10 protein-coding genes are annotated in these 12,909 nt (G+C 68.1%); 7 read left to right on the forward strand and 3 right to left on the reverse strand.

Annotated elements, in window-relative coordinates; genetic code table 11:
* The first annotated feature begins 9 nt into the window (after positions 1 to 9).
* Complete coding sequence (locus tag J2848_RS26415) at positions 10 to 2,412, forward strand: PAS domain-containing hybrid sensor histidine kinase/response regulator (protein ID WP_246194158.1); 2,403 nt, start codon at positions 10 to 12, stop codon at positions 2,410 to 2,412.
* Positions 2,413 to 2,475: 63 nt separating this feature from the next.
* Here the strand turns inward: J2848_RS26415 and J2848_RS26420 are convergent, their stop codons facing one another.
* The gene (locus tag J2848_RS26420; RefSeq protein WP_149233806.1) at positions 2,476 to 3,174 is read right to left on the reverse strand and encodes a GntR family transcriptional regulator; all 699 of its coding nucleotides are present in this window, start codon (positions 3,172 to 3,174) and stop codon (positions 2,476 to 2,478) included.
* A gap of 116 nt (positions 3,175 to 3,290) precedes the next feature.
* Here J2848_RS26420 and J2848_RS26425 point away from each other — a divergent pair, with 116 nt between their 5' ends.
* Positions 3,291 to 4,559 (forward strand): benzoate/H(+) symporter BenE family transporter, encoded by a 1,269-nt coding sequence (locus J2848_RS26425; protein ID WP_149233807.1) that lies wholly within the window; start codon positions 3,291 to 3,293, stop codon positions 4,557 to 4,559.
* 6 nt (positions 4,560 to 4,565) lie between these two features.
* Here J2848_RS26425 and J2848_RS26430 read toward each other — a convergent pair whose 3' ends face one another.
* Positions 4,566 to 4,970 (reverse strand): 6,7-dimethyl-8-ribityllumazine synthase, encoded by a 405-nt coding sequence (locus J2848_RS26430; RefSeq protein ID WP_149233808.1) that lies wholly within the window; start codon positions 4,968 to 4,970, stop codon positions 4,566 to 4,568.
* Between the two features lie 413 nt (positions 4,971 to 5,383).
* Between J2848_RS26430 and J2848_RS26435 the strand changes: the two genes are divergently transcribed.
* Both J2848_RS26435 and J2848_RS26440 read left to right on the forward strand, forming a co-directional pair.
* Positions 5,384 to 6,490, forward strand: coding sequence for a hypothetical protein (locus tag J2848_RS26435; protein ID WP_149233809.1), 1,107 nt, complete (start codon positions 5,384 to 5,386; stop codon positions 6,488 to 6,490).
* Positions 6,487 to 7,905 (forward strand): hypothetical protein, encoded by a 1,419-nt coding sequence (locus J2848_RS26440; RefSeq protein ID WP_149233810.1) that lies wholly within the window; start codon positions 6,487 to 6,489, stop codon positions 7,903 to 7,905. Before J2848_RS26435 ends, J2848_RS26440 begins: the two co-directional genes overlap by 4 nt.
* A 28-nt stretch (positions 7,906 to 7,933) precedes the next feature.
* On the opposite strand, the gene J2848_RS26445 is transcribed toward J2848_RS26440, so the two are convergent.
* Positions 7,934 to 8,941, reverse strand: a complete 1,008-nt coding sequence (locus J2848_RS26445; RefSeq protein WP_149233811.1) for a bile acid:sodium symporter family protein — start codon at positions 8,939 to 8,941, stop codon at positions 7,934 to 7,936.
* Between the two features lie 299 nt (positions 8,942 to 9,240).
* Here J2848_RS26445 and J2848_RS26450 point away from each other — a divergent pair, with 299 nt between their 5' ends.
* From J2848_RS26450 to J2848_RS26460, 3 genes are all read left to right on the forward strand, one after another.
* A complete protein-coding gene (locus J2848_RS26450; RefSeq protein WP_149233812.1) occupies positions 9,241 to 10,413 on the forward strand; it encodes an isovaleryl-CoA dehydrogenase in 1,173 nt (390 codons plus the stop codon).
* Positions 10,414 to 10,462: 49 nt separating this feature from the next.
* On the forward strand, positions 10,463 to 11,644 hold the full coding sequence (locus tag J2848_RS26455) for an acetyl-CoA C-acyltransferase (RefSeq protein ID WP_149233813.1): 1,182 nt from the start codon (positions 10,463 to 10,465) through the stop codon (positions 11,642 to 11,644).
* 127 nt (positions 11,645 to 11,771) lie between these two features.
* On the forward strand, positions 11,772 to 12,905 hold the full coding sequence (locus J2848_RS26460) for an acyl-CoA dehydrogenase (protein WP_149233814.1): 1,134 nt from the start codon (positions 11,772 to 11,774) through the stop codon (positions 12,903 to 12,905).
* Positions 12,906 to 12,909: the final 4 nt, after the last annotated feature.

Consider the following 12,909-nt stretch of genomic DNA (forward strand, 5'->3'; position numbering starts at 1 on the left):
GGAGGCGAGTTGGATCGGCCTGCCCAATCGGAGGCGGAGCTGCGGGCAAGACTGGCGGAACTGGAGCAGGAGAATGCCCGGCTCCAGTCGGTGCTGTCCGCCGCCTGCACCGGCTGTGACGACCTGCTGACGGTCACGGCGCTGAACGAGGATCTACGCACCGCCTTCAACGCGCTGGAGCGCAGCCGCGCCGCCCATGCCGACAGCGAAAGGCGGCTGCGCGCGATCCTGGACAGCGCCGTCGGTCACGCCATCCTCACCGTGGCGCCGGACGGTCGGGTGACCAGCTGGAGCCCCGGCGCTGTCCGCATTCTGGGCTGGTCGGAGGAGGAGGCGCGGGGCAGGCCGGTCGACATCCTGTTTCCGGCGGAAGAGGTCGCCGCCGGCGTGCCCGACGCGCTGCGGGTCCGTGCGCTCGCCGAGGGCCGCATCCAGGAGGAGCGCACCTTTTGCCACCGGGACGCCTTCACCGTCTGGGCTGCGCTGACCATCCTGCCGCTGCAGGGCGACGAGGAGGGGTTCCTGTGGATCCTCCACGACCGCTCCGACGAGCGGCGGATCGAGGAGGCCATCGCCGACGCACGCCGGCGCGCGACCGACATTCTCGACAGCATCGACGAGGCGCTGGTGGCGCTGGACGGCGATTACCGTGTGATCTACCAGAACCGCCGCGCCGAACAGCTCGACCACCAGTCGCTGTCGGCGATGCGCGGCCGCCTGCTGTGGGAGGCGTGGCCGCAGCTGGCCGGATCGGACCTGGAGGCGCTGTGCCGCAAGACGATGACGGAGCGGCAGCCGACCGCCATCGAAAAACGGTTCGACGGCGAAGACACCACCCTGTGGCTGGAGGTCCGCTTCCTGCCGACGCCGGAGGGGGTGGGCTGCTTCTTCCGCGACATCACCATGCGCAAGCGGGCGGAGGAAGAAGCCCGCGCCTCGCACGAACGGGCGGTGAAGATCCTGGAAAGCATCAACGACGCCTTCTATGCGGTCGATCACGAGTGGCGTTTCACCTACATCAACCGCAAGGCCGAACAGGTCTGGGGCCGGTCGCGCGACACCCTGCTGGGCCGCCGTACCTGGGAGGCCTTCCCCAAGATTCTGGGCAGCGAAGCCTTCGAAGCGCAGAAGCAGGCGCTTCGCGAAGGCCGGGAGATGACCGTCGAGGTGGTGTCTCCCACCATGGGCAACTGGGTGGAGGCCAGCATCTATCCCAGTTCCGACGGTCTTTCGGTTTACTTCCGCGACATCACCGCCCGTCGTCAGGCGCAGCAGGCCCTGCTGCAGGCGAAGGAGGCGGCGGAGGCGGCCGACCTCGCCAAGGGCAAGTTCCTGGCCGCCGCCAGCCACGATCTGCGCCAGCCCTTGCAGGCGCTGCTGCTGTTCGTCGACGTGCTGAAGCCGCATGTGCAGGGCAGCCAGGGCGCCAACGCGCTGATGCATCTGGGCCGTGGGCTGGACGCGCTGAAGGAGTTGCTGGACAGCCTGCTGGACATGTCGCGGCTCGATGCCGGCGTGGTCCAGCCGAACATCGAAAACGTGTCGATCATACCGCTGTTCGACCATATCGCCGCCTCCTACCGGCCGGTGGCGGCGGCCAAGGGGCTGGAACTGCACGTCCTCGCCTGCAACGCCGCCGCCCGGACCGACCGCACCCTGCTGACCCGCATGGTGCGCAATCTGGTGGAGAACGCTTTGCGCTACACCGAAAGCGGGCGGATCGACATCGAGTGCCGACGGGCCGGCGGCCGGCTGCTGATCGAGGTGCGCGACACCGGCATCGGCATTCCGCCCGACCATCTGGAGCGCATCTGGGAGGAGTTCCATCAGGTCGGCAACCCGGAGCGCGACCGCAACCGCGGGCTGGGGCTGGGGCTCGCCATCGTGCGGCGGCTGTCCCAGTTGCTGAACCACCCGGTGGACGTCACCTCGAAGCCGGGGCAGGGGACCAGCTTCGTCATCGCCCTGCCGCTCGGCCGTGCGATCGAGACGCCGGTGAGCGCGGCGGAGGCGGCGACCGCCGGCCGCGGCCGCTTCGCCGTGGTGGTGGACGACGATGCCATCGTGCTGCTGGGTCTGGAGACGATCTTCCGCGAATGGGGCTATCAGGTGCTGGTCGCCGGCTCCGCCCAGAAGGCGGTGGAGGGATTGAGCCGCATGGGCCGCCGCCCCGACCTGATCATCGCCGATTACCGCCTGCGCGAGGGGCGCTATGGCACCGAGGCGGTGGCCCGCATCCGCGCGCTGTACGACGATCCCGGCAGCGCCCCGATCCCCGGGCTGATCCTGACCGGCGAGACCGGTCCCGACTGCGAACGCGACGCCGCCGCCCATGGGCTGGGCATCATCCACAAGCCGGTGACTCCGCGCCAGCTCAGCCACGCGCTGGGCGAGTTGCTGGGAGGGGTGTGAGCCCGGAATAGTGCCCTTTGCCGGCTGTGGATTCCTCCACCCGGCCGTCCGCTCCTCTGCTTCTCAGGCCGGCTTTTTGAGGAAGGCGGTCAGCTGCCTTTCTGCTGCCGACACATGGTCGACGATGATGGCGCAGGCCGCATCGGCATCGCCGGCCCGGCAGGCGGCGAGCAGCGCATAATGGTCGTCCTGCGAACGTGACTGATAGCCGAGAGCCACGAACTGGAAGCGCAGATAGCGGTCGGCGGCGGCCAGATGCTGCTCCACCAGCGCCAGCAGGCGCGGCCGGCCGGCGCGGGCATAGAGCGTCATGTGGAAGCGGCGGTTCAGCTCCCCCATGCGGCCCGGATCGGCCTCCCCGTCCATCTCCGCCAGCAGATCCGTCGCCAAGGCCAGATCGTCTGCCGTCAGTCCCGGCAGCGACAGGCGCAGTGCCGCCGGTTCCAGGGCCGTCCGGATCGTGCCGATGTCGGCGGAATCCTCGGCGGAGATCGCCGCCACCACCGCGCCCCGATGGGGATGGAATTCGACCAATGCCCGCGCCTCGAGCTGGCGGAGGGCTTCGCGCACCGGCATGCGGCTGACGCCGAAGGCGGCGGCCAGATCCTCCTGCCGCAGCGGGATGCCGCCTGGCAGGACGCCGGCCAGGATCGCCTCCCGCATCGCAGCCTCGACGAACTCGGTCGCCGTGCGGAAACGCGGCCGGTTGCGGGCGATCACGGCCGTCAGGTCGGGGAAGGGGGCGTCTTGAGTCTGGGGCATAGGGAAGAACACCAGCACGGAGGAGGTGGGAGGGCAAGCGCGAAAATCGCTTGCATGGATATTGGATCCAATCTAACGATCCTGCTTCCACCTGTCATTCGTCGGAAGGAGCGGACATGACCGGCTCGTCTCGCAACCCATCCTCTGCCGGGGGACCGATTCCCGCCGCTCCTCCATCGTCTCCATCGCAGGCGCGTTTCCTCCCGTCCGCTCTCTCGGTATCGGCGCTCGTCACCGGACTGTTGACCGCACTGGTCGGCTATGCCGGGTCGGTCGCGGTGGTGGTCCAGGGTCTTGCAGCGGCTGGGGCGGACACGGCGCAGATCGCCTCCGCGCTCGTGGCGGTCGGATTCTGCAAGGGGGTGTCGGCCATCTGGCTGGCATGGCGGCAGCGTCAGCCGATCAGTATCGCCTGGACCACGCCCGGCATGGCGCTGCTGGGGGCGACCGGCCCGGTCGCGGGCGGGTTTCCCGCGGTGGTCGGCGCCTTCCTGGCGGTGGCGGTGCTCATCATGGTTGCGGGGCTGTGGACGCCGCTCGGCCGTTGGATCGCGGCGATCCCGAAGCCGCTGGCCAGCGCCATGCTGGCCGGCCTTCTGCTGAAGCTGTGCCTTGCGCCCTTCCTGGCGATGATGCAGGCGCCGGGGATGGGTCTGCTGATTTTGGCGACCTGGGCGGTGGTGGGCCGCGTCGCCCGGCTTTATGCCGTACCGGCGGCGGTTGCCATGGCGTTTGCGGCGATGGCGCTGGATCCGCCGCTGTCGGGTATGCTTCCCACCACCCCCTGGCCGTCGTTGCTGCCGGTGGTGCCGGCCTTCACCTGGGAGGCGATGGTCGGGTTGGCCTTGCCGTTGTTCGTCGTCACAATGGCGTCACAGAACATTCCCGGCTTGGCGGTGCTGGCCACATATGGCTACACGGCACGGGTGCGGCCGACCTTTCTGGCGACCGGGTTGTTCTCCGCCCTTGGTGCGCCGTTCGGGGCGCCGACCGTCAATCTGGCGGCGATCACCGCGGCGATGTGCGCCGGCCCCGATGCCGATCCCCGGCCGGAGCGGCGCTGGCAGGCCGCCGCTGCCGGCGGTCTCGGCTATATCGCGCTGACGGCGTTGGCCACGATCACCGCGACGCTGGTCACCCGCTCGCCGCCGATCCTGATCGAGGCGGTGGCAGGGCTGGCGCTGATCGGTGCCTTCGGCGGGTCGCTGCTGGCGGCGGTCCAGGCGGAGGAGGAGCGGATTCCCGCTCTGGTCACGCTGCTGGTGACCGCCTCCGGCCTGTCCCTCTTCGGGGTCGGATCGGCCTTCTGGGGCCTGCTGTTCGGCGGGGCGATGCATGTGCTGCACCGGCGGCGGCCTGCCAGCGCCGCTCCGGCCGGAGCATAAGAAGCTTCAGCCCTGCTCGATCAGGTCGGCGCAGGCATTCACAGCGGCGGCGGCGTAGGGGCGGATGCGCGGCGGGATCTGCGACGGGTTGATGCCCGGCCCGAGGATGCCGACGCCGACCGGCTTCATGAACTGAAGCTGCAAATCGATCAGGCTGCCGATGACCGCATGGCCCATGACATTGCCGTGTTCGGTCTCGCCCCGCTCGATGATGCCCAGCGCCACCGCGCCGGCGACATCATCACGCATCAGCAGGCGCTTGATCGCCAGCGGCTTTTCCATCGAGCCGGGAACCCAGATCTCCGCCACGATGCCGAGACCGCGGCTGGCGGCGACGGTGCGCGCCTCGTCCAGCATCTCTTCCACTTCTTTGCGGTGGAACCGTCCGAGCACGATGCCGATGTTGCTCACCCTCTGCTTCTCCCATGTTCGCGGTGTAAGGTCCGCCCAAACTGTCGCGTCGCCGCGCAAAGCGCAAGGGCCGACCGCAAGAGCCGTTTCGCGGCATTCGGGGGATGGCGTGCGTTCAGAGATTTCCTTCCGGCTTTATAAAATTTCCGCCGTAAATGCTGCCACTTTTGGTTTGTGCTCAAAGTCCCGGCAAGCAGGAGTGGGGAAAAACCTTATGGACAGGCTCGCGCTTGTCGGGTGGAGTGTTGCCGAGTGTGACAGGCCGTCGCACGGCGCTACAATTCAGAACAAATTGGTCGCCGCCGCACTTCTTACGACCATGTAATATTCCGGGCATGGCGGAGCTGCGGGACCGGACGGACAGGGCCGCCGCGTTGCCGAAAGAACCAACAAGCGACTCCGGAACGGCAATCATGTTGAAAGGTGCGATCGAATACGCGCCGTCGACCTTCGAGGAGCGGGGGGCCGCAGTGGCCTTCACCACGCCGCTGCTGTCCCAGACCCGTGTGCGCCGCGGCGAGCGGTCGAAGCTGGAGGTGCTGATCCCCAGCCTGTCGCAGGGCATGGGCATCTATGTCGTCGCCTGGAAGGCGGTGCCGGACATGGTGTCGATGACCATGCACGACCGTTACCTGCACGACCTGATCGTGAAGGAGGAGGCCTGCTCCCCGCACGAGATCCGCCGGGCGACGCTGCGGGCGGCGCGGCGCGGGCTTGCCGGGCCGAAGGCGGCGCAGGCCGCCCGCCTCGCGCTGGACGAGGACGAGGAGCAGGGCACCCTCACCCATTACCTGCTGATCCTGTCGATCCTGAAGGCGGTCGGGCTGGAATCGCCGGAGATGCTGAAGGCCGGCATCGATACCGACGAGGGGCAGCGGCTGACCCGGCAGCTGATGACCCGCGCGGCGGAGAGCCTGCGCATGGACGCCACGCTGCTCTACGCCCGGCTGGCCGACATCGCCGCGGTCACCGCCCCGGTGGGGTTGGCGCATTCGCCCCGGCCCGGCCGGCTGACCCGCGGGCTGAACGGCCTGAAGGACTTTCGCGACAGCATGACCGGCTGGGCGCGCGACGTGCCGAGCGACGCCGCTCCGGTGGCGGAGTTCTGTGCGGAGGTGGCGCAGCACACCATCGCCATCGGCGACAAGGTGCTGGGCGATTTCCACCGCCGGCTCGACGCCATCGGGCCGTTGATGCGCGATTGGGACGACGCCTTCATCCGCGTGCGTACCCAGGCGGCCCGCATGGCCTGGCTGCTCGACGGCTGGAGCCACATCACCGGCGCCTGGGAGGTGGCGCAGGCGGAGGACCACCAGCAGCAGGCTGCCGCCATCAACGACCTGTTCCGCATCCTGCCGCTGCTGCCGCGCCGGGAAGCCACCCGCGACTTCGTCGAGGATTCCAAGCAGGTCAAGCAGGCGCACCGCCGCTCCGTCCGCATGCTGGAGGACTGGCGCACCGGCCAGATGGACATCGACGCCATCCGCCGGATCGAGACGGTGAAGGCGCGAGCGCCATGACCGGACGGGCGACGGAAGGGGGCAAAACCGACCATCTGCCGGGGCTGGAGAGCCGGCTGTTCGACATCCCCGAGGACAAGTTCATAGAGGTGGTCCGCCTGCTGGAGCGGGTGCGCGACCATCCCGACGTGCGCCAGACCTTCGCCGCCATCCGCCCGCGGCTGGTCCAGGTGCGCCCCAATCGCCGTCCGACGCTGAAGCGCGTGCTGTGCATGCCGTTCGAGGATGTGCTGGAAAGCTTCAGCGGCGTTGATGTGCCGCTTGGCCGCATCGAACGGCGGGTGATCGACCCGGTATGGCGGCTGGTGACGGAATGCGGCGACACCGCCCTGATCGACCAGCTCGACCGGCAGGCGCAGGAGACCGCACCCGGCAATCTCAACGCGTTGCGCAACATCGGGCGCCGGCTGTGGCCGATGGCCGCCAAAGCTATTCGGGGGGCGGTGGAGCAGGATTCCGGCCGCCAAGCGCTGCGGCGCGTGCTGCATGGCGACGACGAGATGCAGAGGCAGGTTCTGGACGTCGCCGCCTTTCTGGAGATCGGGCTGACGGTCGAATCGCTGAAGGATGCGCTGGCGCCGAAGCCGCTGCCGGCGCTGGACGACCGGCATGTCGACGCCATCGAGCAGGCGGCCCAGGCGGTGGCGCGGCAATCCTCGGGGCTGGTCTATTACCTGCTGCTGGTCGCCGCCTCGCGCATGGAGAATCCGGCCGATCTGCTGACGGTGGTGAACGATCTGGATTTCGGCAAGGCGCGCCGCGAACAGCCGGTGATCTTCGCCCAGCTGAGCGGGCTGGTCGTCACCAATCTGGAGGAGCGGTCGGCCCGGCTGGACGGTCACGGCTACAGCGCCGGACCGGATCGGGCGGCCGTCGCCGTCGCGCCGGAAGAGGCCGTCGCCATCGCCGAACGGCTGGTCGCCAGTGTCGACACCACCTCCGCCGTCATGGATTTCCTGGCCGATCCGGTCTATCGCGGGCGGCTGGACGCGGTGAAGGTGGCGGTGCGCACCATGGTGGCCGGTACCGTGCTGGATACCGCATCCGCCGGCATCCTGACCGCCGTCCCGGCCCCGGCCGGGAGTGGCCGCCCCATCCCAGTGAACGAAGACGCGCAGGAAGCGGCCGAGGACCATGCCCGCGCGCTGCGCCGCTGTGAAGGGCTGGCCGAGGCACTGGGCCTGCAAGAGCCGCTGAAGGACGCCATGGCGTCGATGGAAAAGGGACTGCTGGCACGGGCGCACGCCCTGCTGGCGCAGTATCCCAAGGCCGCCGACCCGGAGGATGCGGAGACGGCGGAGATCAACCTGTTCTACGCCCTGCGCCTGCTGGAGCTGGTCGCCGGCCCCGCCAAGGCCGACCAGTTCCGCACCGCCATCATGGCCGCGACGGGAGAGTTCGCAGAGGAGGAGTAGAGCGCTCCCGCCCTCTCACCAGGCCTCCTCATGAGGTCGCCGGCAGGGCGTCCCTGGCTGCGTCCTTCGCCGTGCTCTCGTTGGCATAGCGGCGGGCCAGGACGGCGCAGACCATCAGCTGGATCTGGTGGAACAGCATCACCGGCAGCAGCACCAGCCCGGCGGTGGCCGGGGCGAACAGCACGCCGGCCATCGGCACGCCGCTGACCAGCGACTTCTTCGACCCGCAGAAGACGATCACCGTCTCGTCGGCGCGCGAGAAGCCCAGGCGGCGGCTGAGCAGCGTCGTGCCGATCAGGAAGACCGCCAGGATGGCGCAGTCGATCAGCACCACCATGCCCAGCGCCGCCGGCGGCACCTGATGCCACAGCCCATTCACTACCGCCTCGCTGAAGGCGAGATAGACGACCAGCAGGATCGAGCCGCGGTCGGTGAATTTCAGCATCGTCTTGTGCCGCGCCGCCCAGGCGCCGATCCAGCGCCGCAGCAACTGTCCGGCGACGAAAGGCAGCAGGAGTTGCGCCGCGATGGTCTGCAGTGTGTCGAGCGACAGGGCCGATCCCTGCACTTTCAGGAACAGCGCCACCAGCAGCGGCGTCATCAGGATGCCGGAGATGTTGGACAGAGTGGAACTGCACACCGCCGCCGCCACATTGCCGCGCGCCATCGAGGTGAAGGCGATGGAGGACTGCACGGTGGAGGGCAGCAGGCAGAGGAACTGCACGCCGATCGCCACAGCCGGTGGCAGCAGGCTGTGCGGCAGCGTTTCCACCACCAGCCAGCCGATCAGCGGGAAGGCGACGAAGGTCAGGCAGAAGATCAGCAGGTGCAGGCGCCAGTGCGCCATGCCCGCCACCACCTCTTCCCGCGGCAGGCGGGCGCCGTGCAGGAAGAACAGCAGCGCGATCGCCGCTTCCGCCAGATAATGCACCCCCTGGGCGAGTTGCCCCTGCACCGGAAGCACGGTCGCCAGCCCGACGGTCGCCACCAGGGCCATGGTGAAACCGTCCATGTTCGGGCGCGGCACGCGGATCATTGGTTGGTCCCCCAAATCGATAGTACGGGCCGGATATAGCGCGGCACCACCCGATATAACTGCTGTCGCCGCTCTGGAATACAGTATCCAGCATGCATGGCAGCTTTGAAAAGATTGGGGAAATTGGCATGCCCCGCGATTCTTCCACGATGCGGAAATGAACCGCACTGGCGATCCGTCGCTAATCCCTTGAGGTTGAATAGGTTTCTGCTCTGCTCCGCTTGCCCCTTGCCAGCCGCCATGCCATACGGTAACGTATGGTGAAAGAACGGATGATTTCCCAGGGGAGCGATACGTCCATGCTGTCCAACCAGTATCCCAGCCTGAATTTCGACCTCGGCGAGTCGGCCGACATGCTGCGCGATTCGGTGCGGAGCTTCGCCGCCGACGAGATCGCCCCCCGCGCCGCCGAGATCGACCACAGCAACGAGTTCCCGAACGAGCTGTGGCGCAAGATGGGCGACCTCGGCATCCTCGGCGTGACGGTGGAGGAGGAGTATGGCGGCGCCGGCATGGGCTATCTGGAGCATGTCGTGGCGATGGAGGAGGTGTCCCGCGCTTCGGCCTCGGTGGGGCTCAGCTACGGCGCCCATTCGAACCTCTGCGTCAACCAGATCCGCAAGAACGGCAGCGAGGAGCAGAAGCGCCGCTACCTGCCCAAGCTGATCTCCGGCGAACATATCGGTGCGCTGGCGATGTCGGAGCCGAACGCCGGGTCCGACGTGGTGTCGATGAAGCTGCGCGCCGAGAAGAAGGGCGACCGTTACGTCCTGAACGGCACCAAGATGTGGATTACCAACGGCCCCGACGCCGACACGCTGGTGATCTACGCCAAGACCGACATCAATGCCGGCCCGCGTGGCATCACCGCCTTCCTGGTGGAGAAGGGTTTCAAGGGCTTCTCGGTGGCGCAGAAGCTGGACAAGCTGGGCATGCGCGGCTCCAACACCGGCGAGCTGGTGTTCGAGGACTGCGAGGTGCCGGAGGAGAATGTGCTGGGCGGCGTCGGCCGCGGCGTGAACGTGCTGATGTCGGGGCTGGATTACGAGCGCGCGGTGCTGTCCGGCGGCCCGCTCGGCATCATGCAGGCCTGCATGGACGTGGTGATCCCCTATGTCCACGACCGCAAGCAGTTCGGCCAGTCCATCGGCGAATTCCAGCTGATGCAGGGCAAGCTGGCCGACATGTACACGATCATGAATGCCGCCAAGGCCTATGTGTACGCCGTCTGCAAGGCCTGCGACCGCGGCGAGACCACCCGCAAGGACGCCGCCGCCGCCATCCTGTTCTCTGCCGAAAAGGCGACCTGGATGGCGCTGGAGGCCATTCAAACGCTGGGGGGCAACGGCTACATCAATGAGTACCCGACCGGCCGCCTGCTGCGCGACGCCAAGCTCTATGAGATCGGCGCCGGCACCAGCGAGATCCGCCGCATGCTGATCGGTCGCGAACTGTTTAAAGAGACCGCGTAAAGCGGTTCGGCAAAGCACAGAGAGCATCGAGGGAAAGGGACCGACCACCATGACCGACAGCATCGTCATTGCCGCCGCCGTCCGTACGCCGATGGGCGGCTTCCAGGGTGACCTCATGGGCCTGACCGGCCCGCAGCTGGGCGCCGTCGCCATCCAGGCGGCGCTGGAGCGCTCGGGCCTCGCCGCGGACGCGGTGGACGAGGTGTTCATGGGCAACGTGCTGTCGGCCGGTCTGGGCCAGGCTCCGGCGCGCCAGGCGGCGCTGGGCGCCGGGCTGCCGAAGGGGGTGGGGTGCACCACCATCTCCAAGGTCTGCGGCTCGGGCATGCGGGCGGTGATGTTCGCCCATGACGTCATCAAGGCCGGCTCGGCCAGGGTGGTGGTGGCCGGCGGCATGGAGAGCATGTCGAACGCCCCCTACCTGCTGGACCGCGCCCGCGCCGGCTATCGCATGGGCCACGGCAAGGTGCTGGACCACATGTTCTTCGACGGTCTGGAGGACGCCTACGAGAAGGGCCGCCTGATGGGCACCTTCGCCGAGGAATGCGCCAGCAGCTACAGCTTCACCCGCGAGGCGCAGGATAATTACGCCATCGAAAGCCTGAACCGCGCCCGCAAGGCGGTGGAGGGCGGCTCCTTCAAGGCGGAGATCGCGCCGGTGCTGGTCAAAGGCCGCAAGGGTGACACGCTGGTCGACACCGACGAGCAGCCGGGCAAGGGCGATCCCAAGAAGATCCCGACGCTGAAGCCGGCCTTCGCCAAGGACGGCACGGTGACGGCGGCCAATGCCTCGTCGATTTCGGACGGCGGTGCGGCGCTGATCGTCACCACCCGCAGCGAGGCGGACAAGCGCGGCCTGCGCGTGATCGCCGAGATCAAGGGCCATTCCAACCACGCCCAGCAGCCGGCGCTGTTCACCACCGCGCCGGTGGGCGCGATGCGGAAGCTGTTCGAGAAGGTGGGCTGGTCGGCCCGCGACGTCGACCTGTTCGAGATCAACGAGGCGTTCGCCGTGGTGACCATGGCAGCGATGCGCGATCTCGATCTGCCGCACGACAAGGTGAACGTTCATGGCGGTGCCTGCGCGCTCGGCCACCCCATCGGCGCCTCGGGTGCCCGCATCCTCGTCACGCTGCTGGCGGCGCTGGAAAAGTACGACCTGAAGCGCGGCGTGGCGTCGCTCTGCATCGGCGGCGGCGAGGCGACGGCCATCGCGGTGGAGCGGGTGTAAGACACTCCCGCCCGTATCCCCCCTCTCCCCGCTCACGCACAAACGAAGTTTGCGCTGACGCGACAGGCGGACCTCCGGTCCGCCGAAAGCGGGGAGAGGGGACCATAAAAATGTGAGGAAGCGCCCGATGCACCTGACCGAAGAACAGACCATGGTCCGCGACATGGCCCGCGCCTTCGCGCAGGACCGGCTCGCCCCGACCGCCGCCGAGCGCGACCGCAGCGGCGCCTTCCCCAAGGCCGAACTTGCCGAGATGGGGGAACTCGGCCTGATGGGCATGCTGGTGCCGGAGGAATTCGGCGGCGCCGCCACCGACCATGTCGCCTATGCGCTCGCCATCGAGGAAATCGCCGCCGGCGACGGTGCGGTCTCCACCATCATGAGCGTCCACAACTCGGTCGGTTGCATGCCGATCCTGAAGTTCGGCAGCGACGCCCAGAAGGACCGTTTCCTGAAGCCGATGGCGCGCGGCGAGATGCTGGGCGCCTTCTGCCTGACCGAACCGCAGGCGGGCTCCGATGCCTCGGCGATCAGGACCCGCGCCCGGCGCGACGGCGATCACTGGGTGCTGAACGGCACCAAGCAGTTCATCACCTCGGGCTCGCAGGCCGACGTCGCCATCGTCTTCGCGGTGACCGACCCGGCCGCCGGCAAGAAAGGGCTCAGCGCCTTCATCGTGCCGACCGACACGCCGGGCTATCAGGTGGCGCGGACGGAGGAGAAGCTGGGCCAGCACTGCTCCGATACCTGCCAGATCGTCTTCGAGGAGTGCCGGGTTCCCGCCGAGCTGATGCTCGGGGCCGAAGGCGCCGGCTACAAGGTGGCGCTGGCCAATCTGGAGGGTGGGCGCATCGGCATCGCCTCTCAGTCGGTCGGCATGGCGCGCGCGGCGCTGGACCACGCCATCCGCTACGCCCAGGAACGCCAGAGCATGGGCGTGCCGATCATCCAGCATCAGGCCATCGCCTTCCGCCTCGCCGACATGGCGACCCGGGTGGAGGCCGCGCGCCAGATGGTGCTGCATGCGGCAAGCCTGCGCGATGCCGGGGTGCCCTGCATGAAGGAAGCGGCAATGGCCAAGCTGTTCGCCTCGGAGATCGCGGAGAAGGTCTGTTCCGACGCCATCCAGGTCCATGGCGGCTACGGCTATCTCAACGATTTCCCGGTGGAGCGCATCTATCGCGACGTCCGGGTCTGCCAGATCTACGAGGGCACCAGCGACATCCAGCGGCTGGTCATCAGCCGCGCCCTTACTCAATAACCAA

It is taken from the genome of Azospirillum lipoferum (genome assembly GCF_024170005.1).
Lineage (GTDB): Bacteria > Pseudomonadota > Alphaproteobacteria > Azospirillales > Azospirillaceae > Azospirillum > Azospirillum lipoferum.